Raw genomic sequence first — 26,679 nt, forward strand, 5'->3', positions numbered from 1 at the left:
GCAGACCGCGGCGGGCCCGGCGCAGCAGCGGCCGTCAGGTCCAGGAGAGCCCCAGGTAGTCCTCCTGGCGGTCCCGGACGAGGGCGATGGTCGCCTCGTCGCCGAGGCCGTGCTCGACCAGCGCCACCTGCCACCGGGCGTTGAACGCGAGGATCCAGGCGACGGCGCCGGCCGCCGCGCGCCGCTCGGACCCCGTCCACGGCTGCCCGCGCACCTGCTCGTAGTCCTGCAGGAAGGCCACCGCCTCCTCGGGGGTCGAGAGGCCGCCACCGCCGGTGGCGCTGGAGGCGTAGCAGGACGCCGCGAAGCCGGCGATGACGGCCTCGGTGTCGGCGACGAGCTCCCAGTCGAAGACGCCGACCAGGCGGCCGTCGACCACGGCCGTGTTCCCGGCGTACCAGTCGGCGTGGCCGGTGACGACCTCGGCGTCCACCCGGTGCTCCAGCACCTGGTCGGCGGCGCGCCGGCCGAGGGCGTCGAGCCAGCCGAACTCGTCGGGGGTCGAGCGGAGGTCGACGAGCGTGTCGTGCGGCACCGGCCACGGGCCGTCCTGGTAGCGGCACCACGACGGGCCGGGACCGGCGCGTCCCACCAGGTCGGGGAGGGCTCGGAGGATCTCGACGTGGTGGGCGAGCCCGTCGGCGAGGAGCCGGCGGACGGCGGGGTCGCGCCCGTCGGGGCGCGGTCCGGGGAGCAGCGTCTCCGCCGTCAGGACCCGGCCGTCCAGCTCCTCCGGTCCCGCCAGCGGGAGGGGGCAGGGGAAGCCGGCGGCCGCCAGCGCGCGCTGGGCGTCGACCGTCGCCCGGGCCGCCTCCAGGTCCACGGGGGTCCGGTGCGCCTTGATGACGACCGGCCGGCCGTCCCGCAGCTCGACGCCCCACACGGCGTCGATGCGCCCGGCGCGGAAGCGCACCTCCGCGATCCCGGCACCCAGCCGGTCCCGCGCCCACGCGTCGAGGAAGGCGCGCAGCTGGTCCGAGGTCACCGCGCCGTGCACCGCCCGCTCGGTGTCGCTGATCTCCGCCGACGACCCGTCCCCGCTCCCGGTGCTCATGGCCTGAGCATGGTCCCTGCCCCGGGGGTGGGCGACGCCGGCCGGGTCGGGTGGGCTCCTCCACCAGCCGTCGAGGGTGACCACGTACCGGCGGGAGTCGTCGAGCACGGGCACGCCGGTCCACGGCTGCTCGAGGTGGCCGTCGTCCTCCTCGTCGAACCCGCGCAGCGGCCGCCCGCCGGGGACCCGCCTGAGCCGTCCGGTGGTCCCGTCCCGCTCCACGACGGTGCCCTCGGCCGCCAGGTCAGGGCGAGCGGACGGCTTCAGGCCGGTGGCAGCCGGACGCCGAAGCCCACCAGGGCGAGCCGGAGCAGCACGGGGCCGGGCCGCAGCAGGTCGACGATCTTGGCCGAGGCCAGCACGTCCAGCTCGGCCAGCCGGGTGCGGTAGGCGTCGGCACCCTGCTGCCGTGCTCGGTGCAGGTCCACGGCGTTGGCCCACACCTGACGTCGGGCGGCGGACAGGAAGCGCCGGCTGCTCCACCGGTCGAGCGGAGCGAGCAGCCTCCGCCGGAGCCGGGTCGACGCCGGCAGGAGCTCGCCCTCGGCGGCCACCCGGGACGCGATCAGCGCGTCCACCCGCTCGTGGTCGCGGTGCCGGCTCGCCATCACCGCCGCGTCCTCGAAGTCCTCGTCGCTGATCACGGCCAGCACCGCCAGCGGCAGGTCGTAGTTGACGTGGGCGTTCAGGTCGAGCAGCAGGTGCACGAGGGTCGGGAGCGCCGGGTCCGCCGCGAAGGCCAGCCGCCACGGGCGCGGGACGTCACCGCCGGCGACGTCCGCGTCGTGGGCCGCCAGGAAGTGGCCCACGAAGGCGACGTCCCAGCGCCGCACCCAACCCGGGTCCTCGAACACCCCACCGGCGACGGCCTGACCGATGGTGGCCGTCATCCGCAGGTAGGTGCCGAGGAACGCCCGCCGCTGGTCCTGCCCGGCGCCCAGCGCGTGGAGCCGCCGCTCCAGCTGCGTGACGACCTCGGCGATCCCGGCGTCGACCGGGGCTCCGGCCGCGACGACCGGTGGCTCCTCCGGCGGGCTCATCGGCCCGACCGCGGGTCTGCCCCGTTCAGCGTCCGCATGAGCACCAGCGAAGCACGGTCCGGGCCGGAGGTGAAGACCGCCAGGGTCCAGCGCGAGCGCGATCGGCCGAGCCCGCGTTCAGCCCCGCGTCGACCCCAGCCGGCGCCACTCCCGCGGCGTGACGCCGAAGGCCTGGCGGAACCGGCGGCTGAAGTGGCTGGGGTCGGCGAAGCCGCACCGGCGGGCGACGACGGCGATGCTGAGGCCCGACCCGGCACCCGTCAGCTGCTCCCGGGCCCGCTCGAGGCGCCGCTGGGTCAGCCAGCGCGCCGGGGTGACGTCGTGCCCGGCCTCGGCCCAGGTCGCGTAGAGCTGCCGCACGGAGACGTGGTGGGCAGCCGCCGCCCTCTCGATCGTCAGGTCCGGGTCGGTGAGGTGCGCGTCGAGGTAGAGGGCCAGCCGGGACGCCAGCGCTGCGTCGAGCGCCTCGTGGGCGCCTCCGGTCGCGGCGGCGGTGGTCAGCAGAGCCCGGACCAGGGCGGTGGTGGCCTGGCCCACGAGCTGGCGCACCTCCGGGGACAGCAGGCGGGTGCCGGCGAAGAGGCCGGCGACGTGCCCACGGACCAAGCCGTACACCGGGCTGCGTCGCAGGGCGGGTGCCGCCGCCCGGACGACGTCGACCGACACCCCGGCCGCCGCGTTGCTGAGGATGAGCACGTCGTGGACGTGGGCGGTGCTGTGCACCAGCCGGTAGGGCCGGGTCATGTCGACGCAGTTCAGGTGCCCGACGGGGAGGTCGGCCTCGGCGCCGGCCACCGAGACCAGACCCCGTCCGTGCCGGCGCAGCCCGATGGCGACGTGCTCGGGGGCGTCCGCCCGCACCTGGCGGGCGGTGCGGAGGATGTCGAGGGGACTGCCGCCGGTGTGCAGGAGGTGGATCTGGGGCCCCAGCGCCAACCGCTCGACCCGGTGCCGGACCGGCTGGGTCCCCACGACGACGTGCCGGCGCGGCTGCTGGTCCTCGTAGGCGGCGTGCACGGCCTCGAGGCGCGACCGCTCGGGAACCAGGTCGGTCGAGCACGACGGTCACGGACCACCTCGTTCAGGAGGGCTGCCGGTGGGTCAGCGCTGCCGTCCCGGCGGATGGCCACAGCCTGCCACCACGCCCCGTCGCCGGGCCAGAGCGGGGCCCGTGCCCTCCGGCGCGGGTGCCCCGCTCAGCCGGCGGTCGCGCGCACGGCCTCGCGGATGAGGTCGACGACGGCGTCGGGGTGGGCGAGCATCACGAGGTGCGAGGACGCGACCTCGCGGACGGTCATCCCGGCCCGGCTGTAGCCGAACCGCTCGACGTCGGGGTTGATCGTGCGGTCCTCGGAGGCGACCAGGCCCCAGGAGGGCTTGCTCCGCCAGGCCGCATCCGCCGCCGGCTCGCCGAACGCGGCCCCGGCCAGCGCCCGCTGGGAGACGGCGAGCACCTCCGCGAGCCGCGGTTCGACCCCGGCGGCGAAGATGTCCGGGAACCTGGCGACGTCGACGTAGACGTCGGTGCCGTCTGGCTGTCCCTCGACCGGGTAGGGCCGGTAGACCAGGGCGTCGGCGAGGTCGGAGTCGGGGAAACGGCCCTGCAGCTCGCCGAGGCTCTCGCCCTTCTCGAGGGCGTAACCGGCCAGGTAGACGAGGCCGACGACGTTCTCCTCGGCTCCTGCGACGGTGATCACCGCGCCACCGTAGGAGTGGCCGACCAGCAGCACCGGCCCGTCGACCTGACGGACGACGGAGGCGATGGAGGCCGCGTCACCGGCCAGGCTGCGGTTGGGGACGGGCGGCACGACGACGGTCAGGCCGTCGTCGAGCAGCAGGCGGGTCACGGCGGCGAAGCTGGCCGCGTCGGCGAAGGCGCCGTGCACCAGCACGACGGTCGGGGTGGTGGTCATGGTTCTCCTCGGGGTGGGTGTGGGGACGGGGAGGCGCGGACGGTCGGTCGGCGGGGCGTGGCCGAGGTGTCGCCCCGGTCGTGTGGAGCCGAGCCGATGCCGGCACGCCCGGACGCCAGCCCCAACGTGGCGGCCCGACCGGGTGTCCGGGAGCTGGGGCGGCTGGTCGTGCAGGCACGGCCCAGACCTGTGCAGGTCTGGACCAGGGACCTCACCGGACCCGGCACGAGCCAGCCTCGCGCCGAGGTCCGGGTGGGCCCGGCCCTCGTCCCACGTCGGGCGCGCAGCCCTGGCGGCCCCGCGCCGGCCGTCACTACAGTCCGGCCATGGGGGCGGTCACCGGGCTGGTGGGACGGGACGAGGAGCGCCGCAGCGTGGCGGCCCTGGTGGCTGGGGCGCGCAACGGGGTCGGCGGGGCGCTGGTCCTGCGCGGCGAGCCGGGGATCGGCAAGACGGCCTTGCTGGCGGCCGCGACGACGGGCCTGGTCGGTGTGCGCGTGCTGCGGGTGGACGGCTTCGAGGCCGAGTCGAGCATGCCCTTCGCCGCCCTGCAACGACTCCTGACGCCGCTGCGGCCGCACCTGCAGGACCTGCTCCCACGCCATCAGCAGGCCCTGCTGACGGCGGCGGGCCTCGGTGAGGGTCCGCCCCCGGACCGGTTCCTGGTCGGTCTGGCGGTCCTGGGCCTGCTGGCCGCCGCCGGTTCGAGGCAGCCGGTGGTCTGCGTCGTCGACGACGCCCAGTGGCTGGACCACGAGTCGCTGGAGGTGCTGGCCTTCGTCGGCCGGCGGCTGCAGGCCGAGTCCGCTGCGCTGCTGCTCGCCGTCCGGGAGGAGGACGGCGTGGAGCTGCCGCTGGCCGGGGTGCGTGAGCTCCGCCTCGCCGGGCTGGACACGGCGTCGGCGCTGACCCTGCTCGGCTCCGTGCTGCACCGGCCACTCGACCGGCTCGCCGCCGCTCAGGTCGTCCGGGCCACCGGCGGGAACCCGTTGGCGCTGGTGGACCTCGCCGAGGAGTGGACGCCCGCGCGCCTCGTCGAGTCGAGCCTGGCCGCCGAGCCCGTGCCGATCGGGCGGCACCTGGAGGCCCACTACCTCCGGCGGGTGCACCGCCTCGAGCCCGCCGTGCAGCTGTGGGTGCTGGTCGCGGCCGCGGACTCGACCGACGACGTCCGGCTGGTCGAGGCCGCCGCGGCGACGCTGGACCTGCCGGCCGGCACCGGCGACGTCGCCGAGACCGAGGGCCTCGTCGAGCTCGGCGGCACGCTCCGCTTCCGGCACCCGCTGGTGCGCTCCGCCGTCTACAACGCCGCTCGCGGGGCTGACCGCCGCCGGGTCCACCGAGCGCTGTCCTCGGCCGCCGAGCGCGCGGGGCAACCGGAGCTCGAGGCCTGGCACGCCGCGAAGGCCGCGCTGGGCACGGACGCCGTCCTGGCCGACCGGCTCGAGCAGGTCGCCGACCGCGCCGGTCGGCGCGGCGGTCACGCCTCGCGGCTCACCGTGCTCCGTCGTGCTGCCGAGCTGACCCCGCCGGGTGAGGTGCAGGCGCGACGGCTGATCGGCGCGGCGGAGTCGGCCCTGGCGGCCGGGGCCGCGCAGGTGGCCGGCGGCCTGCTCGACGAAGCCGAGCAGCAGCGGTTGCCGGAACCGCTGCGGGGCCGGCTGATCGCGGTCCGGGCCGCGCTGGGCCTCTTCACCGCCGACGGACCGAGCCTGACGCGTGCCTCGGCCGCCATGCTCGAGGCCGCACGGTGCTTCCGGCCCACCGACCCGGCCCTGGAGCAGGACGCCCTGATCAAGGCGTTCGAGTACAGCCTGCCCGCGGAGAGGCTGCTGCGGGACGTCACCCTCGAGCGGCTGGGCCGCTGCCTCGAGCAGGGCGCGCAGGTGGGGGACGGTCCGCCGGCGGTCCTGCTGGGAGCCCTGGCGGCGCACGTGCTGCGGCCCTTCCCCGATGCGGTCCCGGTGCTGCGCGACGCGGTCCGCCTCCTCGCCGGCCTGGACCCGGAGGACCTGCTGCGCTACGGCACGGTCAGCGTGGCCCTGACGACAGCCCTGTGGGACGAGCGCGCCCGGCGCGCCTGCCTGCACCGCACCGCGGAGGCGGCCCGGGACGCCGGGTCGCTGCAGCTGCTCGAGTCGGTGCTGTGGATCATGTCGCTGGCCGAGCTGACGGGGGGCACCCCGCGGCGGGCCGAGGAGCACATGAACCAGGTGCGGGAGCTGCGACGGGTGATGGGCTACGACGCCGAGCACGTCGTCAACGCCGCGCTGCTGGCCTGGAGCGGTGCTCCACGGGCCCAGGTCCAGCAGGTCGCGGAAGGAGCTCGGGCCGCCGGCTTCGGCGGGGTGCACGCCTCGGCGCAGGCCGCGCTGGCGGTCGTCGACCTCGCCGGCGGCCACTACCGCGACGCCCGGGACGGCCTCGCCCCCCTGGTGGCGGAGCCGTTCCTGCAGACCACACCGCACCAGTACCCGGACTTCATCGAGGCCGCCGTCCGCTCGGGCCACCGCGACGAGGCCACCGACCCGCTCCGGCGCCTCGAGACGATCGCGGCCACCAGCGGCTCGGCCTGGGCCCGGGGCGTGGCGCAGCGGTCGCGTGCGCTCGTCACCGACGACGCGTCGGCCGGACCCCTGTACGGGGCTGCCGTCGCCACCCTCCAGACGGCGGACGTCCCGGTCGAGCTGGGGCGTGCCCACCTCCTGCACGGGGAGTGGTTGCGCCGGCTCCGTCGCCGCGGCGAGGCCCGCGACCAGCTGCAGGCCGCCGTGGCGCTCTTCGAGCAGAGCGGCGCCGAGCAGTTCGCCCGCCGGGCCCGGGCCGAGCTGGGGGTGACCGGCGGGCGGTCCACGCCGGACGGCGCGGTCGCCGGGGTCGACCTCACCGCGCAGGAGGCGACGGTGGCGCGGCTCGCCGCCTCCGGACGCACCAACGCCGAGATCGGCGCCGCCCTGTTCATCAGTGCGAACACGGTCGACTACCACCTGCGCAAGGTGTTCCAGAAGTTCGGCATCACCTCGCGGCGGCAGCTCGCGGACCGGCTCGACGCCTGACCACCGGCCGGGACCACGTGCCGCACGTGGTCCGGGGAGCCCTCGGGTCCCGGCAGGCTCGGCCGTGACCGAGAGCCGAGGAGGCCCGATGCCCACCGTCACCACCGAGGACGGCGCCCAGATCTTCTACAAGGACTGGGGCGGGGAGGACGCCGGGTCACCCGTCCTGCTCAGCCACGGCTGGCCGCTCAACGCCGACGCCTGGGAGGCGGCGGCGCTGTTCCTCGCCGAGCACGGCCACCGCGCCATCGCCCACGACCGCCGCGGCCACGGCCGGTCCAGCCAGACCTGGCACGGCAACGAGATGGACACCTACGCCGACGACCTCGCCGCCCTCGTCGAGGCCCTCGACCTCACCGACCTGACCCTGGTGGGGCACTCCACCGGGGGCGGGGAGGTCGTGCGGTACCTGGCGCGGCACGGCGGTCGACGGGTGTCCCGGCTGGTGCTCGTCTCCGCGGTCCCGCCGTTCATGCTGCAGACCGACGACAACCCCGACGGACTGCCGGTCGAGGTGTTCGACCAGATCCGGGCCGGGGAGATCGCCGACCGTTCCCAGCTCTACCGGGACCTGGCGGACGGACCGTTCTTCGGCCACAACCGCAACCACGACGTCGAGCAGGGGTTCCGCGACGCGTTCTGGTTGCAGGGCATGGCCTGCGGCCACCGGGCGGCCCACGCGTGCATCGCCGCCTTCTCGGCGACGGACTTCCGCGAGGACCTGGCCCGCATCGACGTCCCCACCCTGGTCGTGCACGGCGACGACGACCAGATCGTCCCCTTCGCCGTCGGCGGCGCCCGCTCGGCCCAGCTGGTCCGGGGCGCCGTGCTCACGGTCTACGAGGGCAGTCCGCACGCGCTGCCCGACACCGACCGCGACCGGCTGCACGCCGACCTCCTCCAGTTCATCACCTCCCACCCGAAGGACACGCCATGACCGACGACCACCCCCGCACCATCGTGCTCGTGCACGGCCTCTGGATGACGCCGCGCAGCTGGGAGCACTGGGTCGCCCACTACGAGGCCCAGGGCCACCAGGTCCTCGCCCCCGCCTACCCCGGTTTCGAGGTCGAGGTGGAGGCGCTCCGCGCTGACCCCTCGGTGATCGCCCGGCTCACCGTCCCCGAGACGGTCGACCACCTCGCCGGCGTGGTCGAGGCGCTGCCGGCGCCGCCCGTCATCATCGGCCACTCCTTCGGCGGCACCCTCACCCAGCTGCTGCTGGCGCGCGGTCTCGGCAGCGCCGGCGTCGTCATCGACTCGGCCCCCACCGAGGGCGTCCGGGTCAACCCCGTCTCCCAGGCCCGGTCGCTGTTCCCGGCGCTGAAGAACCCGGCGAACCGGCACCGCGCCGTCGCGTTCACCCCCGAGGAGTTCCACTACGCCTTCGCCAACACCCTCACCGAGGAGGAGTCGCGCGCCGCCTGGGAGCGCTACGCCATCGCGGCCCCCGGTCACTGGGTCTGGGAGTACGGGCTGTTCGCCAACTTCAAGCCGGGCCACCAGGAGACGTGGGTCGACTACGCCCAGGACCGGGCGCCGCTGCTGTTCATCGCCGGCGAGAAGGACCACATCATGCCGCCGTCGGTGAACCGGTCCAACGCCCAGCACTACCAGAAGTCGCCCGCGCTCACCGCGTACCACGAGTTCGCCGGCCGCGACCACTGGACCTGCGCCGCCCCCGGGTGGGAAGCCGTCGCCGACCACGCCCTCAGCTGGGCGCTCGACCACGCGGACGCGGACCGGGGGGCGGCGGCACGGTCCTGAGGGGCTGGCACCGGGGGGCTGCTCGGCGGGTGCTGGAGAGGTGCCCGCCGGACGCCCCGCGGCGTGCCGCTCTCCGGCACTCGCGCCTCGACGGCCCACCCCCTGGCCCCACCGCCGCCACGACCGGGTGGAGCGCGGGTCGGCGAAGGCGCCGGTGACCTGTGCCTGAGGTGTTCCTGAGGGCGTCCGGAGGGTGCTCCCGTGCTGGGGGAGTGCTGAGCGGAGGTGCCCTCGGAGCCTGAGCCGGGGTGGAGGTCGGCGGGCCAGAGTTCTTCTCACCGGCCCGGGACACGGGCCGGGGAGCCGCCGGGGGGCAGCTCGACACCCGCCCGACCCGCCCCGAGGAGCCCGCCATGACCGCCACCACCACCGCCAAGACCGCCCGCCCGTCGCGCCGGGCCGCCAAGGTCGCCACCCTGCTGGCCGTGCCCGCCGCGGTCGCGGTCTCGGGCCTGGTCGTCTCGCAGGCCTCCTACTCCGCCTACTCCGCCACCACGGTGAACCCGACCAGCAACTGGGCGACCGGCACCGTCGTCCTCGCCGACGACGACGCGAACACCGCCGCCTTCACGGTGGCGAACCTCAAGCCCGGGTCGACCGGCACCCAGTGCGTCGTCGTCACCTCGAAGGGCAGCCTCGCCTCGGCCGTGCGGCTGTACGCGACGACGCCGACCTCCACCAAGGACGTGGCCGCGAACCTCGACCTGAAGGTCACCCAGGGCACCGGCGGCAGCTTCGGCTCCTGCACCGGCTACACCCCGCTCGCCTCCGGCGCCGACGTCTACACCGGCACCCTGGACAACCTCGGCAAGACCGCCACCGGCTACACCAGCGGCCTCGGCAGCTGGACGCCGACCGGCAAGGCCACCGAGTCCCGGACGTACCAGATCACCTACACGGTCCGGGCCGACGCCCCGGACAGCACGCAGGGCGGCACCGCGGCCGCCGGACTCACCTGGGAGGCGCAGAACAGCTGACCCAGCCTCGACCCCGGGCCCCGTCGGGGGAGACCCGGCGACCAGCAGGGCCACCCGCACCTACGGTGCGGGTGGCCCTGCCGGCGTCGGCCGGCTCCGCCGGGGCGCGGTCGCTCAGTCCTGCGGACCTACAGCTGGAGGTCGTCGCCCTCGCTGTCCTCGAAGGACGCGATCCGGCCCCACGGGTGGGTCGCTGATGCCCCCGATGAGCTCGACCCCGGCCGCCGGCGACCTCGTCGCGCGAGGGCAGCGCCGTCCTCGCGGACGGCGGCGCCGTCATCACCTACCCAGGAACGGCTCCGCCGCCCGGTCGGGAACAATCCCGGCGCCGGTCGGCTTGCCAGGAGCATGACGACCATCGGACTGATCGGCAGCGGGAACATCGGCAGCACCATCGCGCGGTTGGCGGTCGACGCCGGACACGCCGTGGTGCTGAGCAACAGCCGGGGCCCCGAGACGCTCGTCGGGCTGGTCGACCAGCTGGGACCGCAGGCCCGTGCCGCCACGCCGTCCGAGGCCGCCGCAGCCGGCGACGTCGTCGTCGTGACGGTCCCGCTGCGGGCGTACCGCGAGGTGCCGGTCGAGCCGCTGCGCGGCAAGGTGGTCATCGACACGAACAACTACTACCCGGACCGGGACGGGCACATCGGCGTGCTCGACGACGAGTCGACCACGACCAGCGAGCTGCTGCAGCAGCACCTCCCCGAGTCCCGGGTCGTGAAGGCGTTCAACAACATCTACGTCAGCCATCTCGCGACCCTCGCGCGCCCGGCCGGGCACCCGGAGCGCTCCGCGCTCCCGATCGCGGGCGACGACGACGCGGCCAAGCAGGTGGTGACCGGCTTCCTCGCCGCCATCGGCTTCGACGCCCACGACGTCGGGCCGCTGTCGGAGGGCTGGCGCTACCAGCGCGACACCGCCGCCTACGTCCAGCCCTACGCCGTCCCGGGCACGGCGCTCCCCGACTGGCCCGCGCGCCCGCTCACGGCCGAGGCGCTGGCGGAGAAGCTGGCCGCGGCCGTCCGCTACCGGGACAGCTGAGCACCGGGACCGCCGCGGCCGCGGTCAGGAACTGACCGCAACTGCTGCCACGGTGGGGGGAGCACCCAGACCCGAGAGAGGACCGACGTGCCGGCCACCCTGTCCCTGTTCACGCTCTACCAGGACCCGGCGGCGGCGGTCGCCTGGCTCGTGCGGGCCTTCGGGTTCGAGGTCACCGCCCAGCACGGACCGCGCGAGGGTGCCGTCGACCACGCCGAGCTCAGGCTGGGCGACGCCGTGGTCATGGTGCAGGCCGCCGCCGCGGGGCAGGCCGCGTCGCCGGTCGTCGACGGCGCCTCCAGCCGGGCACCCGTGCTGTGCCTGGAGGACGAGGCCGCGGTCGACGACCTCTACGTCCGGGCCGTGGCGGCGGGGGCCACCGTCCTCCGCGGACCGGAGACGACGGCGTGGGGCAACCACCGCTTCGAGGTCCTCGACCTCGAGGGCCACCAGTGGTCGGTCGGGAGCTACCGGCCCGGGCAGGCCTGGTGATCCCGCTCAGGTGCCCGCCTCGTACTGCGCCTCGACCTGGGCCGGGGAGAGAGCGGTGAGGTAGAGGGCGACGTCGTCGAGGGTGCCGGTGAAGTACCGGCTGGTGGGGGCGCTGGGCCAGCCGTCGAGGTTGTCGAAGCCGACCCGCAGGTAGCCGGAGCTGACCGGCTCGGCGGAGGTCGTCGAGGCGTCGGAGGCGACGAGGTCGCCGTCGAGGTAGAGCCGCATCCCCGCCGAGGACAAGGTGGCGACGGCCTGGTGCCACCGGCCGTCCCGGTAGGGGTTCGGCGAGATCACCGTCTTCGTCGCGCCGGCGTAGACGCCGAAGACCACCCGGCCGGTGTCGGCGAGGTAGAGGTGCCGGTCGAAGACGCCGGAGGCCCCGGTCTGGACGTTCCCGTAGCCGACCAGCTTGCCGCCCCGGGTGGCGGTCGTCTTGAACCAGACGGCGGTGGTGAAGGTCTGGGGTGCCGTGCCGGTGATCTGGGCGGAGCTCAGGTAGCCGCTCGCGCCGTCGAACCTCATGGCCCCGCCGGTGTCGCGGGCACAGGCCCGGTCGGTGACCGTGGCCTTCCCGGCCGACCCGTAGACGCCGTTGCGCGCGTTGCGCGAGCTGTCGGTCGCCGTGGTGGCCGTCGAGGTGGTCTCGTCCAGCCGGAACCACACGGCCGGGCTGGACGCCGTCACCGCGCCGGCGCAGGTGAAGTACGGGGCCGCCGCCAGACCGGCCCGGCTGCTGGTGCGGCCCGTGAACGCCGCGTCGGCCGGCAGCGCGGGCACCAGCACGAGCAGGGCGGCGCCGGCCGCGGCGAGCGCGGCCCGGCGGGCGGTCCGGGCGGACCGCTCGGCACGACCCGCCCGCGTCGTGACGACGCCGTCCGCCGGGCTCGCCTCGTCGGCCGCGGCCGGGGCCGCTTCGTCGGCGTCCCCGCCGCCGTCGGGCGGGCCCTCGGCGTCGTCCGGGTAGCCGAAGCGGCGGCTCTGCCCGGCGACCAGGGCCAGCCCGACCAGCCCGACCAGGGCGAGTCCCAGCGGGACGAGGGCCCGTTCCCGCGCCCAGACGACCGGCAGGCCCACCCAGGGGACGCGCAGCGTGCCGACGCCGCGGACCGCGCCCAGGGTGACGGGAGAGGAGTCGTCGCCGTCGTTGGCGTCGCCGCGGGTGACGAGCAGGCCGTCGTCGTCGACCCGCACGAAGCGGTGCAGGCGGAGCCGGCCGGGGTGGTCGGGGTCGTCGAAGAGCAGGACGCTGCCCAACGTCGGCGCGGCGCCCTGCAGCGGGCGCGAGACGGCGACGTCCCCGACGTGCAGCCGGGGGAGCATCGAGCCGCTGCTGACGGTGGTCGGCAGCCACCCGAGCAGCGCCGGCGCGGCGCCCCACAGGCCCAGGCACAGGACGCTCGCGAGGACGGCCTTGGCCAGCGTGCAGGCCACCAGCCAGGGCCAGCTCCAGGGCCGCTGCTGCTCCATCAGGTGTTCTGCGCCTCCCAGACGAGGTCGAAGGCGGCGGTCCCGCCCTGGACCGAGTCGGGCGCGTTCGGGCTGACGGCGTAGGCCAGCTGGTAGCTGCGGGTCTCGGTGCTGGCGCCGCTCGGTGCCCAGGTGCCGACGCCGGTGCCGAAGCTCGACGCCGCGGTGGTGAAGGCGGCCAGCGTGCCGGTGTAGACGCTCGAGCCGCTGGCCAGCGCGGTGAAGCCGGTGCACGAGCCGAAGCTGCCGCCCGTCCCCTGGGTGACGGTCCAGGTCACGTAGCTGCCCAGCCCCTTGGTGACCGCGACCTCGGCCGCGTAGAGCTTGACCGACGAGGCGAGGGTGCCCGTCGACGTGACGGCGATGCACCGCGACCCCGACGCGCCGGGCTTGAGGTTCGTCAGCGACAGCGCGGCGGCTCCGGCGTCGTCGTCGGCCAGGCTGACCGTGCCCGCGGCGAGCTTGTTCCCGCCGTTGGTGACCTTGGAGCTGAAGGCGGAGTACGACGAGTGGCTGACGAGCCCGAGCGTCACCAGGGCCGCGGCCGGCCAGACCAGCCAGCGCAGGGACCGGGCGGCACGGGGGGTGGGGGGCAAGGGATCTCCTGCAGCAGCTCGTCCGGTGCTCGGGACCGCCCCCGCGGCCATCGCGCTCAGGATAGACGAACCGCCGCGCTCACCGCCGGACCGCGCTGACCAGCGCGAAGCCGATCGCGTCGGCCGCCGACGGGGTGAGCACCGTCAGCAGCGGGCCGGCCTCGCTCTCGCCGGTGGCGCGGGCCCAGCGGATCCAGTCGTCGCGGCTGCCGGCTTGGTTCCCGACGCCCGCCGCGTCGACCGCGACCACCTGGACCCCGAGCTCGCGCGCGAGGAAGACGGCCGTGGCGCCACGCCCGCAGCACCCGGTCAACGGGGGTGGCTCGTCATGGCCGCAGTCTGCTGCGCCGGGCCCGTCCCGGGCGAGCGGGTGACGCCGGAGGGTCGCTCCTCCGACGCGCGCCGGCGGACGGTTCGTCAGCGCTTCCCCCGCCGACGCCGTACCGTCCAGACCGTGGACCCGAGCGAGGAGCAGGCTGCCGGACCCGGTCCTGGGCAGCCCCCGGTCCTCTTCCTCAACGGCTCCTACGGGGTGGGCAAGTCGGCGACGCTGGAGCACCTGGGCGACCTGCTCGCCGAGCGCGGACTCGCGTTCAGCCTGATGGACGTGGACTGGTTCCACCGGTCCTGGCCGCCCGCCGAGGATGACCCCGAGAACGTCCGCACCGAGGCCGCGAACCTGGCTGCCGTCTGGCGCAACTACCGTCGCACCGGCCCGCGCCAGCTCGTCGTGGCCGGGGTCATCGCCGACGAGCGGGACCGGCAGCGCTACGCAGCGGCCTTCGCCCTGCCGCTGCGGTCGGTCCGCCTGGTGACCGAGCCGGCGGTGGCCGAGGTCCGGCTGCGGGGGCGCTACCGGGCGCAGCAGGACCGGGCGCTGGCCTGGCACCTCGCCCGGCACGTCCAGCTGGCCCGGCGGCTCGCCGAGAACGCGCTCGACGAGCACGTGGTGGACACCGGCGGGCGCGGCCCGCGCGACGTCGCGGAGGCCGTGCTCGCGCAGGTCGGCCTGCCCGGGCCGGTGCCGAGCGCGCGGCGGGATGACCCGGGAAGAAGTTCGGCCCGCGATGTCGAGAACGGTCGTACGGCTCCGTCCCCGGGGTGAACGCGGCCAGAATGGGCCGCAGCCCAGCGAGGAGATCATCATGGCCAAGTACCTGCTGCTCAAGCACTACCGCGGCGCCCCGGCGGCCGTCAACGACGTGCCGATGGACCGGTGGAGCCCCGACGAGGTCACCGCCCACCTGCAGTACATGCAGGACTTCGCCACCCGCCTCGAGGGCACCGGCGAGTACGTCGACGGCCAGGCGCTCTCGCCGGAGGGCACCTTCGTCCGCTACGACGGGGAGGGCCGGCCCCCGGTGACCGACGGCCCGTTCGCCGAGACCAAGGACCTCATCGCCGGCTGGATGGTGATCGACGTCGAGAGTCGCGACCGGGCCCTGGAGCTGGCCGGCGAGCTGTCGGCCGCTCCCGGCGCCGGCGGTCGGCCGATCCACGAGTGGCTCGAGGTCCGGCCGTTCCTCACGGACGCCCCGACGATCACCGAGTGAGCGCGGTGGACGAGGGTCAGCTCCGGGCCCTCATCCCCGCCGTGATCGGGATCCTCGGCCACCGCGGAGCAGGCTTCGCCGCGGCCGAGGACGCGGTCCAGGACGCCCTGGTGGAGGCGGTCCGGGTCTGGCCGGACGACCCGCCCCGCGACCCCAAGGGCTGGCTGGTCACCGTCGCCTGGCGCCGGTTCCTCGACGCCACCCGCGCCGACGCCTCGCGGCGGCGGCGCGAGGTGGTCGTCGAGGAGGAGCCGGTGGCCGGGACGGGGACCGACGTCGACGACACCCTCCAGCTCTACTTCCTGTGCGGTCACCCCTCGCTCACCCCGGCCTCGGCCGTGGCGCTGACGCTGCGGGCGGTGGGTGGGCTGACCACGCGTCAGATCGCGCAGGCCTACCTCGTGCCGGAGGCGACGATGGCCCAGCGGATCAGCCGGGCCAAGCGGACGGTCGCCGGCGTCCGGCTCGACGAGCCCGGCGACGTGGGCACCGTCCTGCGGGTGCTCTACCTGATCTTCAACGAGGGGTACTCGGGCGACGTCGACCTCGCGGCCGAGGCGATCCGGCTCACCCGCCAGCTGGCGGCCGGGGTCGACCACCCGGAGGTGGCGGGCCTGCTCGCGCTGATGCTGCTGCACCACGCGCGGCGGCCGGCCCGGACCGAGGACGACGGCCGGCTCGTCCCGCTGGCCGAGCAGGACCGCGGGCGGTGGGACACCGGGCTGATCACGGAGGGCGTCGCGGTGCTGCAGGCCGCGCTGGCCCGCGACCAGCTCGGTGAGTTCCAGGCCCAGGCCGCCGTCGCCGCCCTGCACGCGGACGCACCGCGGGCGGAGGAGACCGACTGGGTGCAGATCGTCGCGTGGTACGACGAGCTGGTCCGGCTCACCGGCAGCCCGGTGGCCCGCCTCAACCGGGCCGTCGCGGTCGGGGAGGCGGACGGCCCGCGCGCGGGCCTGGCCGCCCTGGCCGGGCTCGACCCCGCACTGCCCCGGCACACCGCGGTCGCCGCCTACCTGCACGAGCGGGACGGCGACGCGACGACGGCCGCCCGGCTCTACGCCGAGGCCGCCCGGTCCGCGCCCAACGTCCCCGAGCGCGACCACCTGACCCGGCAGGCCGCCCGGCTCAACGCGGGCCTGGGCGGCTGACCCGCCGCCCGCCCCGCGGTCCCTAGGCTCCGACCAGCAGCGAGACCGCCAGGGCGAGCATCACCACGGCGATGCCCGCGTCCAGGACCCGCCAGGCGTTGCGGCGTCGGAAGACCGGGGTGAGGACGCGGGCGCCGTAGCCGAGGGCGGTGAACCACGCGAGGCTGGCGACGCCCGCGCCCGCGGCGAACCACCAGCGGCCCGGCAGGCCGTGGGTGCTGGCGATCGAGCCCACCAGCAGCACGGTGTCGAGGTAGACGTGCGGGTTGAGCCAGGTGAAGGCGAGGGCGGCGCCCAGCACGGCCGAGGCGCTCAACGGACGGTCGGCCGCGGCCTCGAGGCGCCCGCCACGGACGGCGCGGCGGGCGGCGAGCAGGCCGTAGCCCAGGAGGAACGCGGCGCCCAGCCAGCGGACCACGACGAGCACGAGCGGGGCCCGCTCCACCAGCGTGCCGACCCCGGCGACGCCGGCGAGGATCAGCACCAGGTCCGAGACGGCGCACACGGCCACGACCAGCCCGACGTGCCGGCGGCGGAGCCCCTGGCGGAGCACGAAGGCGTTCTGGGCCCCGATGGCGACGATCAGGGAGAACCCGGTGAGGAAGCCCGCGAGGGCGGCGGTGAGCACCCGACGACCGTACGGCGCGGCAGACCATCAGACCAGTTCACGTTCCTCACGCATCGTAAGATCCGCTCATGGTGACCGTGCAGCCCGAGCAGGCGTCGACCCTGGCAGCGATCGCGGCGGAGGGCACCTTCGACGCAGCCGCGCAGCGGCTGCACCTGACGCCGTCGGCCATCAGCCAGCGGGTGCGGGCGCTGGAGGTGGCCGTCGGCCGGCCGGTCCTGCGGAGGGTCCGACCGGTGGAGCTGACGCCGGCCGGCGAGGCGGTGGTCCGCTTCGCCCGGCAGCTCGAGCTGCTGAGCGGCGACCTGTCCGACCAGCTCGAGCCCGAGCCGGCCGGCAGCGCACCGCGGATCACCCTGGTCGTGAACGCGGACTCGCTGCACACCTGGGCCCTGCCCGCCCTCGCGCAGGTCGCGGAGGCGGTCCAGCTGACGATCCTCCGGGAGGATCAGGACCACTCCCTGGACCTGGTCCGCGCGGGCACCGCTCACGCCGCGATCACCGCCACCGCCACCCCGGTGCCCGGCTGCACCTCCCGGCCCCTGGGCGTGATGCGCTACCGGCCGGCCTGCACCCCGGCGTTCGCCGCGCGCTGGTTCCCCGACGGCGTGACCGGCGCCGCCCTCGCCGCCGCCCCGGTCGTCGTCTACGACGAGAAGGACGACCTCCAGGACCGCTTCCTGCGGCGCCGTCGGCGCACGGTCGCGCACCCGCCGCGCCACCACGTGCCGGCCACCCACGAGTTCGGGCGGGCGATCCAGCTGGGTCTGGGGTGGGGCATGCTGCCCGAGCTCCAGCTCGCGCAGCTGGAGCCGGGCACGGTGGTCCCGCTGGCGCCGTCGGCGCACCTCGACGTCCCGCTGCACTGGCAGCAGTGGCGGCTGAGCACCGGTGCGCTGGACCGGGTCGCCGCCGCGATCAGCGGCGCCGCCGAGGTGCTCCGGCGCTGAAGACGGAGGGCTCACGTCGCCAGCCGACCAGATCCGGACCGGGCGGTCACCCCGGGCGGTGGTGACCCCGGGCTCGCCGGGCGGCGAGGCCCCGTCCGTGCAGGTCCGTGGGCGTGCCGTCAGCCGCTGGTGCCCACGGGGACGACGCTGGCGGACACCCGTTCGATGCCGAGGCTCGCGGGCGGACGACAACACCGGACGGATCCGGGCAGCACCGGCCGGGTCGCACCCCGCGGTCCGCCGGGCCGGTGGACCCGTGACGCGCCGGGGTGGGCCGGGGGTGCTCCGGGGGCAAACCCTGCTGGCCCCGCCGCTCCCTGCGCGACAAGGCTGGCTGGCATGCCGCCGTCACCGTCGACCACTCCCCGGGCCGTCCGGGCACGGCCCCCACGATGACGTCGGACCCTCGGCCGACGTTCACCCGGCGTTCCCCCGGACGAACCTGCGCCCGCGACGCTGAGGTCGTCGTGCTGGCCGGGGGAGCAGCCGCTGGGCGGCCTGGCCCGAGGAGCCTCCCGGTGGGGCCACCGCCCGCACCGCGGGTCGACCCGCGAGGGAGGGGAGTGCCGTGGTGCTGACCCCGCTCCTGGTGCCCGAGCCAGCCGGCCCCCTCGGATGGCCCGTCGCGGCCGTGCTGCTGGCCGTGTCGGCGGCGGTGCTCTTCGGTCTGGCGACGGTCCGGCAGCACGCCGCCGTCGAGCGCCTGGCCGGGGCCGGCGACCTGGGCGACCTGCGCCAGCTGGTCCGGGCGCCGGGCTGGCTGGCGGGGGCGGCGCAGTCCCTGGTCGCCGGCAGCCTGCACCTCGGCGCCCTGGCCCTCGCCCCCGTCGCGCTGGTGCAGCCGCTCGGGGTGCTGGCCGTGCCGGTGGCCGTGGTCGCCCACGCCCGCACGGCGGGCCGTCGGCCGGCCCCGACCTCGCTGGTCGCCGCGCTGCTCAGCGTGCTCGGCACCGCCGGGCTGACCCTGACGCTGCTGCTGGCCCCGCCCGCCGACGTCGAGCCCACCCTTCCCGGGCTCCCCACCGTCGCGCTGCTGCCGGTGGCGGCCCTGCTGGTCCCCCTGCTGGGGCTGATCGGTTCGTCGGCGCCAGTGACGAGGGCAGCAGCGTCGGCCCTGACCGGGGCCGTGCTCTTCGGGATCACCTCGGTGCTGGTGCGGGCCGCGGCCACGGCCTGGACCACCGGCCACGCCGTCGTCGGGCTCACCGCCGTGGTCGGGGCCGTGCTGCTCGCCGGCGTCGGCGGGGTGAGCGTCCAGCGGGCGTACCGCACCGGTTCGCCCGCCCTGGTCGTCTGCTGCCTGACCCTGCTGGACCCGCTCGTCGCCACCGCCGGGGCCGCCGCGCTCCTGCACGAGGCCCCTGCCCTCACCGTCGCCACCGCCGGCGGGGCGGTGCTCGGCTTCGTGCTCGCGGCCGGCGGGGTGCTGCTGCTCTCCCGCGACCACCCGGGTGCCGTCCCGCCCCGTCCCTCCAGCCCGCCCGAGCCGATCCCGCCGACGCGGCTCGGCGTCCCCCAGCCCACCGCTCGTCCCACCCTCACGAGGAGCCCGTCATGAGAATCCTGCTCGGCGCCGACCAGTACCCGGAGTACATCAACGGCGCCGCCACCTTCACCGCGCGGCTGGCCGGCGGTCTCGCGGCTCGCGGCCACACCGTCGACCTGGTCTGGCCGTCGGTCGACGGCCGCCCGCACTACGGCTTCGACGCGGGTGTCCGGGTGCACCGGGTCAGCTCCCTCCGCCTCCCCACCAGCGCGGCGATCCGCACCTCCACGCCGTGGGCCGTGAGCCGGGAGGTCCGCGCGATCCTCGGGTTCGCCCGGCCCGACGTCGTGCACGTCCAGTCCCACTTCGCGCTGGGTCGGGCGCTGGTCCGCTCGGCCAAGGCCGCCGGCCTCCCGGTCCTGGCCACCAACCACTTCATGCCCGAGAACCTGACCCACCACGTACCGCTGCTGCGGCACGCCTCGAGGCCGGCCGCGCGCGCCGCCTGGAACGACCTCGCCCGCGTCTACCGGGCCGCCGACGCCATCACCGCCCCGACCGAGCGCGCCGTGCAGCTGCTCGCGGCCGCCACCGACCTGCCGCGCGCCGAGGCCGTCTCCTGCGGCATCGACCTGGACCGGTTCCGGCCGGCCGGCCCGGCCTCGGTGGAGCCCGCGACCCTGCTGTTCGTGGGCCGGCTGGAGCAGGAGAAGCACGTCGACGACCTCCTGCGCGCCTTCGCCCGGGTGCCCGTGACGCAGGGCGCCCGGCTGGAGGTGGTCGGCATGGGCAGCCAGCGCGCCGAGCTCGAGGCGCTCGCGCGCCAGCTGGCGCTGGCCGGTCGGGTCCTCTTCCGGGGTGCGGTCAGCGACGACGAGCTGCTCCGGGCCTACCAGCGCGCGACCGTCTTCGTGATGCCGGGGACGGCCGAGCTGCAGAGCCTGGCGACGCTGGAGGCGATGGCCGCGGGCTGCCCGGTGGTGGCGGCCGACGCGATGGCGCTGCCGCACCTGGTCGGGCACGGCGACAACGGCTACCTGGTCCGCCCCGGGGACCTGCCGGGGCTCGCGGACGCCCTCGGCGCCCTGCTGGCCGACGCACCGCTGCGCCGGCGGATGGGCGCGGCCAGCCGGGCCCGGGCCGCCCGGCACCAGCTCACCGCCACGCTCACCGCGTTCGAGGACCGCTACGCGGCGCTCAGCGGCCTGCCGCTGCCGACCCGCGTGGCCCCGGCCGACGCCGAGCTGCTCCTCGCCTCCTGAGGCGGCGCCGCGCCCGTAGAGTCCGCACCGTGGACGAACCGCCCCCGCCGACGGTGCGGCAGAAGCTCGGGGGCTGGTTCCTGGACTACGGCTACGTCGCCTACTGGACGGCCCGTGGCGTCGTCGGGGGCCGGCCCGACCAGCGGCTGCACCCGGCCGGCCAGCCGCGGTCGCCGGTGCTGCTCATCCCCGGTGTGTTCGAGAGCTGGCGGTTCATGCAGCCCGTCGCCGAGCACCTGTACCGGCGCGGTCACCCGGTGCACGTGCTCGACCAGCTGGGCTGGAACACCCGGGCCATCCCCGAGCTCGCCGCAGTCGTGTCGGACCACCTCGAGCGGGAGGACCTGCACGACGTCACCGTCGTGGCGCACAGCAAGGGCGGGCTGATCGCGAAGCAGGCGCTGGGCCACCCCGGCACGCTCGCCCGGGTCCGGCACCTGGTCGCCGTCGGCACCCCGTTCACCGGCTCCCGCTACGCCTCGCCGTTCCTGCTGCCGAGCGTGCGGATGTTCGCCCCGGACGGGCCGGTGATCCGGGCCCTCAGCCTCGAGACCACGGTGAACCGGCGGATCACCTCGCTGTACAGCGTCTTCGACCCGCACATCCCCGAGACCGGACGGCTGGACGGCGCGGAGAACGTCGTGCTGCCGACGGTCGGCCACGTCCGGCCGCTGGGCGACCCCCGCACGCTGTCCCTGATCACCGACGTCCTCGAGCGCCCGCCGCCCCCGGCCGAGACCGACCAGCCCGGGAGCCCCGGCGCCTGAGCAGCCCGGCCTAGGCTGAACCGTGTCCCTGACCGGCGGAGCCCACCCCCTGCAGCAGTTCCTGCGGCAGCACGTCGCCCCCCGGGTCGCCGCGCTGGCCGGCTGGCTGGGCGAGCGCGGCCCGGAGCCGGACCCGGTCGTCGGCCTGGTGCTCAGCGGCGGCGGGGCCAGCGCCAGCTTCCAGGTGGGCGCCCTGCGCTACCTCTACGACGTCGTCGGCATCACCCCCACCGTCATCACCGGCACCTCCGCCGGCTCCGTCCTGGCCACCCTGCTGGCCCAGGCCGACGACGCCCGCGGTCAGCGGGAGGTGCTGGACCGGATCGAGGAGCAGTACGCGAACCTGCGCGAGCCCGCGGACCTGATGGTCGAGCTGGACTGGTTCAGCGAGCTGCAGAAGCTGGTGCCCGCGCTCCAGCGGGTCGGGCAGGCCCGGGCCTCCCACCTCGAGCCCCAGACGATCACCCTGCCCGGGCTCGGCCTCAGCCGCGCCCGCCGGCACCCCGGCGCCCCCGGAGCGGCACCGCCGACCGGCCCCGTGATCCGGCTGCCGCGGTGGGACACGACGCCGGTCCGGGAGACGCTCTCCGCCGTGTGGACCGTGAGCCGCTCGCGGCCGGACTTCGAGACCCTGGTGCGCGGCGGACGGCACGAGCAGTCCCTCTACCGGCGCGGCCCGATCTTCGACCGCCTGCTGGGGCCGGCGATGTTCGACGCCGACCGGCTGGCCCGCTCGGCCACCGAGCTGCGGGTGGGGGTCGTCGCGCTCGAGTCCGGCGAGCTGCGCTACGTCACCGGCCGGGGTGTCCTCGTCGACCGGACCGACCGGCCGGTGCCCGACCAGCCTCCGGTCCCGGTGGTGGCCGCCGTGCACGCCTCGTGCGCCATCCCGGCGATCTACCCGCCCGTCCGGCTGGGCGACGAGCACTACGTGGACGGGGCGACCCGGGAGAACCTGCCCGTCGAGGTGGCCATGACGCACCTCGGGGCGACCCGCTGCTACGCCGTCAACTCCCTCCCCAGCGGGGTGCCCGTGGACAGCAGCTACGCCGGCAAGGACCTCCTCGCCATCGTGCTGCGCGCCGCGGCCGGCATCATGTCCGACGAGGTGCAGCTCGACGACGTCGCCCGCGCCCACGCCGCCGGCGCCGTGCTGATCGCCCCGGAGGTGGACGTGCTGGGGGTGCTCGAGGTGGACCCGGGCCTGCTCGCCATCGCCCACGACTACGGCTACCTGAGGGCGGCCGAGGCCTGCGAGGACGCGAGCGCCGCCGAGCAGCGGGTGACCCGGGACCTGGTCGAGCTCCGCCGGCGGATCTGGAAGGCGGAGGGCCCGCGCCCGGCCGGGGACGGGGCGGACTCCGCGGAGGACGACCTCGGAGCCCTCAAACGCCAGCTCCGCGACCTGGTCGCCCGGGTGCCGCCCGGCCGCCGGCCGCCCGGCGCCGACCGGTGGTGGCAGGTCTGGGAGCGGCACGTGGTCGAGATCACCGACCCGGTCAGCTGGGTCGCCGACCCGCCGCCCGCCGGCTGACGGGCGCTCCCGAGGTGGCGTCAGAGTCGCGTGGCGGTCCTGACCAGGGCGGCGAGCGCCCGGGAGGTGCTCTGCGGCGGCCAGGCGATCACCGTGGTCACCGCCGGGGCGTCGACCAGGGGGACGACAACCTGGCCGCTGCGCACCTGGACCTGCACCGACGCCGGCAGCACGGCCATCGTGTGACCCAGCGCGATCAGCTGGAAGAGCTGCTCGTGGTTGCGCACCTCGGGGCCGGGACCGTCGGGGTAGCGGCCGTCGGCGCGGGGCCAGCGGGGGAGCGGCAGGTCGGGGACCGCGGCGAGGTCGGCCAGCCGCAGCTCCCGACGGGTGGTGAGGGGGTGGCCGGCCGGCAGCACCGCGACCTGCCCCTCGGTGGTCAGCTCCTCCGTGTCCAGGCCGGTGGTGGAGTCGAAGGGCCGGTGCAGCAGCGCGACGTCCGCGCGGCCGTCCCGCAGCAGTCCCTCCTGCTCGCCCGGACCGCAGAGCAGCACCTCGACCGCGACCGCCTCCGGATCCGCGGCGTAGGCGTCCAGCAGCTTGGCGAGCAGCTCGACCGAGGCGCCGGCCTTGGTCACCAGGACCAGCCGCGGCCGCCCGTCGCCGGCCGCGGCGCGGCGCGTCCGCCGCTCGGCCGCGGTCACCGCGTCGAGCGCTGCGCGGCCCTCGCGCAGCAGCACCGACCCGGCCGGGGTCAGCGCCACGCCGCGGCTGGTGCGGTCCAGCAGGGCGACGCCGAGCCGCCGTTCGAGCTGCTGGACGGCCCGGGACAGCGGCGGCTGGGTCATCCCGAGCCGTTCGGCGGCCCGGCCGAAGTGCAGCTCCTCGGCCACTGCCACGAAGTACTGCAGCTCGCGGGTCTCCACCCCTCCACGGTAGGCGCTGTTCCTCCCACCAGGACCGATGCCGGTCGGGTATCGGTCGTTGCCGGATCGGTGCTGGTCCGCGGGCGCGCACCGACGAACGATCGGGACATGACAGCAAACACGACGGACGACAGGACCACCGCGCTGGTGACCGGCGCCAACAAGGGGATCGGGTACGAGATCGCCGCGGGCCTGGGGGGCCTCGGCTGGCGGGTCGGGGTCGGCGCCCGCGACGACGACCGGCGGGACGCGGCCGTGCAGCGGCTGCGGGCGGCCGGGGTCGACGCCTTCGGCGTCCCCCTGGACGTGACCGACGACGCCAGCGTCACCGCCGCCGCCCGCCTGGTCGAGCAGCAGGAGGGCCGCCTCGACGTGCTGGTCAACAACGCCGGGGTGACGGGCGGGATGCCGCAGGAGCCCACCCAGGTCTCGCCCGACCAGCTCCGGACCGTGGTGGAGACCAACGTCATCGGCGTCGTCCGGGTGACCAACGCGCTGCTGCCGCTGCTCCGGCGCTCGGCCTCACCGCGCATCGTCAACATGTCGAGCGGGGTCGGGTCCCTGGCCCGGCAGTCCGTCACCACCGACCCGCTCTCCACCGGCCCGATCTCCGCCGCCTACTCGCCCTCGAAGACCTTCCTCAACGCCGTGACGGTGCAGTACGCCAAGGAGCTGCAGGGGACCGGGGTCCTGATCAACCTCGCCTGCCCGGGCTTCGTGGCGACCGACCTCAACGGCTTCCGGGGGGTCCGCACGCCCCAGCAGGGCGCCCAGATCGCCGTCCACCTCGCGACCCTGCCCGACGGCGGCCCCTCCGGCGGCTACTTCGAGGACGCCGGGGTCATCCCCTGGTGACCTCCGGCGGCTGGCGTCCGGCGCTCAGCCGGCCGGCGTCCAGACGACACCGCGCGTCGCGGTGCTGCCGACGACCCGGCCTCCGTCGTCGAGGCCGGAGGGGAGGGCCGTCGCGCCGGCGGGGACGGGCAGCACGCGGACCGGCTGCCCGCACCCGGCCCAGACCACGCCGCGGACGGTGCGAGCGGCGTAGGACACCTCGGTCCCGACGACCTGGCCGCGGTTGTTGAGCGCGTTCGCGTCGCTGTTGCCGGTGGCGGTCGTCAGCGAGCAGGGCGTGGCGGTGCGGGAGCTCCAGAGCACCGGCCGGGTGACCAGGTCGTCGCGCTCCAGGCTGTAGGACCGCCCGACGACCACCCCCCGGTCGTTGACGTCGTCCGGCTCGGCGCTGTCGTCGCCGGCGAGCGGACGCAGCGCGTCCACGCGCAGGGTGGCGGGCGTCCAGACCAGGGCCTGGTTGGCGGTGCCCAGCCCGTACCGGTAGCCGACGACGGCGCCGTTCTCGTTGATGCCGACGGCGGCGTCCATGGCGAGGGTGAAGCGGTTGCCGCTGCGGATGTTCCAGACCGTCGCCCGGCTCCCGGCCGAGGTGACGATCGCGCCGACCGCGACGCCGCGGTCGTTGATCGCCCGGGCCGTGGACGAGGTCGCACCCGGCGCAGCCAGCAGGGTGACCGCCCCCGTGCTCGTCCGCCAGGCGAACGCCCGGCCGGCCCCGCTGGCGCCCACCACCCCCACCACCTCGCCGGCGAGGTTGACGTCGGTCGCCCGCGTCGGCTGGCCGGGGTAGGCGGCCAGCACCCGGATCGTGCGGGCCGTCAGGTCGAAGACGGCGGCCCGGGCGGTCCCGCCGACGGTCGTCGACCCGGCGACGAGACCCTTCTCGTTGACCGGGTTCCCGACCGTGCTGGGGACGAACGCCTGGCCCGAGGCGGCCGTCAGGTCGCGCGCGACGTACGCCGGGGCGGGCGGTGCCGTCGTGGGCGCGGCCTGGGCGGCCGGCGCGGAGGCCCCGGCGATGAGGGCGGCGGCGACGACGCCGAGGACGCCGCGAGCGGTGGACGAGCGAGGAGCGGTCATCGCGGATCTCCCTGGGGGACGGGCGGCGCCCGGGACCGCACGCCCCGAGCCGGCGCCGACGGGTCCGCTCACCCTAGCGAGGGCGTCGGCGGTTCCCCCGAGGCTCGGCCGGCAGCGCGCCCACCGCGTCGATGATCATGGTCCCGGGTCGACCCGGGAGCCGACCGTGATCATGGTCGACCATGATCAACTCGACGTCGGCGCGCTGCCGACCGGCTGTCTCAGGCGTCGTGCCGGGTGTTGCCCTCGCTGTCCTCGACGCTGGCGTCGATCTCGTCGCTGGTCAGCACGTGCCCGGGCTCGACGCCCGCGCTGCCACCGACCGGGCGGTCCGCCACGGGGGCCGCCGGGGTCTCGGTGACCGGGGTCGGGACCGCGGTGGCCGGGGTCGGGGTCGGGGTCGGAGCCGTGGGGACCGGGGTGTCGCCCTTGTCGTCGGAGCGACCTGCCGCCGCGAGGCCGACCGCTGTCGCCGCCGCGGCAGCCACCCCGAGGCCGGCGGCGACGGCCTTCCCCGACACCCCGGCCTTCCCGCTGTCGCCACGCGTCTGGTCGGCGTCGTCGACGCCCGGGGTGCTGCCGGCCGTGCGCTCGCCGACGACCGCGCCGCGCCAGGCGCCGCTGGCGTAGCCCTCCGACTCGATGAACGCCTTGAAGCGGTCCAAGTCGGACTCCGCCCGGTTCTCGATCACGCCCAGCTTGTCGCCCACGTTCTCGACGAGGCCCTCGGGCTCGTACTCCAGCGACAGGTGGACCGAGGTCTGGCCGCCGCCGACGTCCTCGAAGCTGACCGATCCGGCGTTCGTGGCGCCCTCGGTCGCCGCCCAGGCGACCCGGCGGTCCGGGACCTGCTCGACGACGCGGGCCTCCCACTGCCGGCGGATGCCGGCGATCTCGGCCACCCACTGCAGGCGGTCGTCCGACAGCTGGGTCACGGAGGTGATCCCGCCCATGAACTGGGGGAACTCCTCGAACTGCGTCCACTGGTTGTACGCCACGCTCAGCGGCACGTTCACGAGGACGGTTTTCTCGACCTTGGTCGTCACAGCGTCTCCTTCGACGAGATGTTCGGGTGCGGTGGGGCGGCGAGCGCCCCTCGGGGTCGACGATAGCGACGCCGATCAGGGCTGGTCACCACCCC

The 26,679-nt window shown here is 75.9% G+C and carries 26 protein-coding genes; 15 read left to right on the top strand and 11 right to left on the bottom strand.

The window, feature by feature from the left end:
* Positions 1-34: 34 nt before the first annotated feature.
* From BLT72_RS10100 to BLT72_RS10115, 4 genes are all read right to left on the bottom strand, one after another.
* On the bottom strand, positions 35-1,276 hold the full coding sequence (locus tag BLT72_RS10100) for a protein kinase family protein (RefSeq protein WP_091412605.1): 1,242 nt from the start codon (positions 1,274-1,276) through the stop codon (positions 35-37).
* 41 nt (positions 1,277-1,317) lie between these two features.
* Entirely contained in the window at positions 1,318-2,094 is a 777-nt protein-coding gene (locus BLT72_RS10105) for a DUF5995 family protein (protein WP_197677263.1), read from the bottom strand.
* A 117-nt stretch (positions 2,095-2,211) separates the two neighbouring features.
* Positions 2,212-3,111: an AraC family transcriptional regulator gene (locus tag BLT72_RS10110; RefSeq protein WP_091412607.1), complete on the bottom strand. Its 900-nt coding sequence runs from the start codon at positions 3,109-3,111 to the stop codon at positions 2,212-2,214.
* A gap of 179 nt (positions 3,112-3,290) precedes the next feature.
* Positions 3,291-4,007, bottom strand: coding sequence for an alpha/beta fold hydrolase (locus BLT72_RS10115; protein ID WP_091412609.1), 717 nt, complete (start codon positions 4,005-4,007; stop codon positions 3,291-3,293).
* A 326-nt stretch (positions 4,008-4,333) separates the two neighbouring features.
* Here BLT72_RS10115 and BLT72_RS10120 point away from each other — a divergent pair, with 326 nt between their 5' ends.
* The 6 genes from BLT72_RS10120 to BLT72_RS10145 all read left to right on the top strand — a co-directional run bounded on the left by BLT72_RS10120 (position 4,334) and on the right by BLT72_RS10145 (position 11,340).
* A complete protein-coding gene (locus BLT72_RS10120; protein ID WP_091412611.1) occupies positions 4,334-7,063 on the top strand; it encodes a helix-turn-helix transcriptional regulator in 2,730 nt (909 codons plus the stop codon).
* An 88-nt stretch (positions 7,064-7,151) separates the two neighbouring features.
* Positions 7,152-8,000, top strand: coding sequence for an alpha/beta fold hydrolase (locus BLT72_RS10125; protein WP_091412613.1), 849 nt, complete (start codon positions 7,152-7,154; stop codon positions 7,998-8,000).
* On the top strand, positions 7,997-8,830 hold the full coding sequence (locus BLT72_RS10130; protein WP_091412614.1) for an alpha/beta hydrolase: 834 nt from the start codon (positions 7,997-7,999) through the stop codon (positions 8,828-8,830). Before BLT72_RS10125 ends, BLT72_RS10130 begins: the two co-directional genes overlap by 4 nt.
* A 353-nt stretch (positions 8,831-9,183) precedes the next feature.
* Positions 9,184-9,807, top strand: coding sequence for a hypothetical protein (locus tag BLT72_RS10135; RefSeq protein ID WP_091417127.1), 624 nt, complete (start codon positions 9,184-9,186; stop codon positions 9,805-9,807).
* A gap of 348 nt (positions 9,808-10,155) precedes the next feature.
* Positions 10,156-10,848, top strand: a complete 693-nt coding sequence (locus BLT72_RS10140) for an NADPH-dependent F420 reductase (RefSeq protein ID WP_091412616.1) — start codon at positions 10,156-10,158, stop codon at positions 10,846-10,848.
* Positions 10,849-10,935: 87 nt separating this feature from the next.
* Positions 10,936-11,340: a VOC family protein gene (locus tag BLT72_RS10145; protein WP_091412618.1), complete on the top strand. Its 405-nt coding sequence runs from the start codon at positions 10,936-10,938 to the stop codon at positions 11,338-11,340.
* Positions 11,341-11,346: 6 nt separating this feature from the next.
* Here BLT72_RS10145 and BLT72_RS10150 read toward each other — a convergent pair whose 3' ends face one another.
* The 3 genes from BLT72_RS10150 to BLT72_RS10160 form a co-directional block, all read right to left on the bottom strand.
* A complete protein-coding gene (locus BLT72_RS10150; RefSeq protein WP_091412620.1) occupies positions 11,347-12,810 on the bottom strand; it encodes a LamG-like jellyroll fold domain-containing protein in 1,464 nt (487 codons plus the stop codon).
* Positions 12,810-13,406, bottom strand: a complete 597-nt coding sequence (locus BLT72_RS10155; protein ID WP_197677264.1) for a TasA family protein — start codon at positions 13,404-13,406, stop codon at positions 12,810-12,812. Before BLT72_RS10155 ends, BLT72_RS10150 begins: the two co-directional genes overlap by 1 nt.
* A 79-nt stretch (positions 13,407-13,485) precedes the next feature.
* A complete protein-coding gene (locus BLT72_RS10160) occupies positions 13,486-13,719 on the bottom strand; it encodes a hypothetical protein (RefSeq protein ID WP_091412623.1) in 234 nt (77 codons plus the stop codon).
* A 141-nt stretch (positions 13,720-13,860) separates the two neighbouring features.
* Between BLT72_RS10160 and BLT72_RS10165 the strand changes: the two genes are divergently transcribed.
* The 3 genes from BLT72_RS10165 to BLT72_RS10175 are packed head-to-tail and all read left to right on the top strand — an operon-like array spanning position 13,861 to position 16,110.
* Positions 13,861-14,511 (top strand): P-loop NTPase family protein, encoded by a 651-nt coding sequence (locus BLT72_RS10165; protein ID WP_091412626.1) that lies wholly within the window; start codon positions 13,861-13,863, stop codon positions 14,509-14,511.
* 40 nt (positions 14,512-14,551) lie between these two features.
* On the top strand, positions 14,552-14,959 hold the full coding sequence (locus tag BLT72_RS10170) for a YciI family protein (RefSeq protein ID WP_197677265.1): 408 nt from the start codon (positions 14,552-14,554) through the stop codon (positions 14,957-14,959).
* Between the two features lie 5 nt (positions 14,960-14,964).
* A complete protein-coding gene (locus BLT72_RS10175; protein WP_091417131.1) occupies positions 14,965-16,110 on the top strand; it encodes an RNA polymerase sigma factor in 1,146 nt (381 codons plus the stop codon).
* Between the two features lie 22 nt (positions 16,111-16,132).
* Here BLT72_RS10175 and BLT72_RS10180 read toward each other — a convergent pair whose 3' ends face one another.
* A complete protein-coding gene (locus BLT72_RS10180) occupies positions 16,133-16,738 on the bottom strand; it encodes a LysE/ArgO family amino acid transporter (protein WP_091412629.1) in 606 nt (201 codons plus the stop codon).
* A gap of 68 nt (positions 16,739-16,806) precedes the next feature.
* On the opposite strand from BLT72_RS10180, the gene BLT72_RS10185 reads away from it, so the two are divergent.
* The 5 genes from BLT72_RS10185 (at position 16,807) to BLT72_RS22745 (ending at position 22,737) form a co-directional block, all read left to right on the top strand.
* The gene (locus BLT72_RS10185; RefSeq protein WP_091412631.1) at positions 16,807-17,688 is read left to right on the top strand and encodes an ArgP/LysG family DNA-binding transcriptional regulator; all 882 of its coding nucleotides are present in this window, start codon (positions 16,807-16,809) and stop codon (positions 17,686-17,688) included.
* 568 nt (positions 17,689-18,256) lie between these two features.
* The gene (locus tag BLT72_RS10190) at positions 18,257-19,246 is read left to right on the top strand and encodes a hypothetical protein (RefSeq protein WP_091412632.1); all 990 of its coding nucleotides are present in this window, start codon (positions 18,257-18,259) and stop codon (positions 19,244-19,246) included.
* On the top strand, positions 19,243-20,436 hold the full coding sequence (locus BLT72_RS10195) for a glycosyltransferase (protein ID WP_091412634.1): 1,194 nt from the start codon (positions 19,243-19,245) through the stop codon (positions 20,434-20,436). The genes BLT72_RS10190 and BLT72_RS10195 overlap by 4 nt, the downstream gene beginning before the upstream one ends.
* A 29-nt stretch (positions 20,437-20,465) precedes the next feature.
* Positions 20,466-21,203, top strand: a complete 738-nt coding sequence (locus tag BLT72_RS10200; RefSeq protein ID WP_091412636.1) for an esterase/lipase family protein — start codon at positions 20,466-20,468, stop codon at positions 21,201-21,203.
* Positions 21,204-21,225: 22 nt separating this feature from the next.
* A complete protein-coding gene (locus BLT72_RS22745; protein WP_197677266.1) occupies positions 21,226-22,737 on the top strand; it encodes a patatin-like phospholipase family protein in 1,512 nt (503 codons plus the stop codon).
* A 20-nt stretch (positions 22,738-22,757) separates the two neighbouring features.
* On the opposite strand, the gene BLT72_RS10210 is transcribed toward BLT72_RS22745, so the two are convergent.
* On the bottom strand, positions 22,758-23,603 hold the full coding sequence (locus tag BLT72_RS10210) for a LysR family transcriptional regulator (protein WP_091412637.1): 846 nt from the start codon (positions 23,601-23,603) through the stop codon (positions 22,758-22,760).
* Between the two features lie 108 nt (positions 23,604-23,711).
* Between BLT72_RS10210 and BLT72_RS10215 the strand changes: the two genes are divergently transcribed.
* Entirely contained in the window at positions 23,712-24,458 is a 747-nt protein-coding gene (locus BLT72_RS10215) for an SDR family NAD(P)-dependent oxidoreductase (protein WP_091412639.1), read from the top strand.
* Between the two features lie 24 nt (positions 24,459-24,482).
* On the opposite strand, the gene BLT72_RS10220 is transcribed toward BLT72_RS10215, so the two are convergent.
* Both BLT72_RS10220 and BLT72_RS10225 read right to left on the bottom strand, forming a co-directional pair.
* On the bottom strand, positions 24,483-25,538 hold the full coding sequence (locus BLT72_RS10220) for a hypothetical protein (RefSeq protein WP_091412641.1): 1,056 nt from the start codon (positions 25,536-25,538) through the stop codon (positions 24,483-24,485).
* Between the two features lie 221 nt (positions 25,539-25,759).
* Positions 25,760-26,584, bottom strand: a complete 825-nt coding sequence (locus BLT72_RS10225) for an SRPBCC family protein (RefSeq protein ID WP_091412642.1) — start codon at positions 26,582-26,584, stop codon at positions 25,760-25,762.
* Positions 26,585-26,679 lie beyond the last annotated feature (95 nt).

The organism is Friedmanniella luteola, assembly GCF_900105065.1.
In the GTDB taxonomy this organism is placed as follows: domain Bacteria; phylum Actinomycetota; class Actinomycetes; order Propionibacteriales; family Propionibacteriaceae; genus Microlunatus; species Microlunatus luteolus.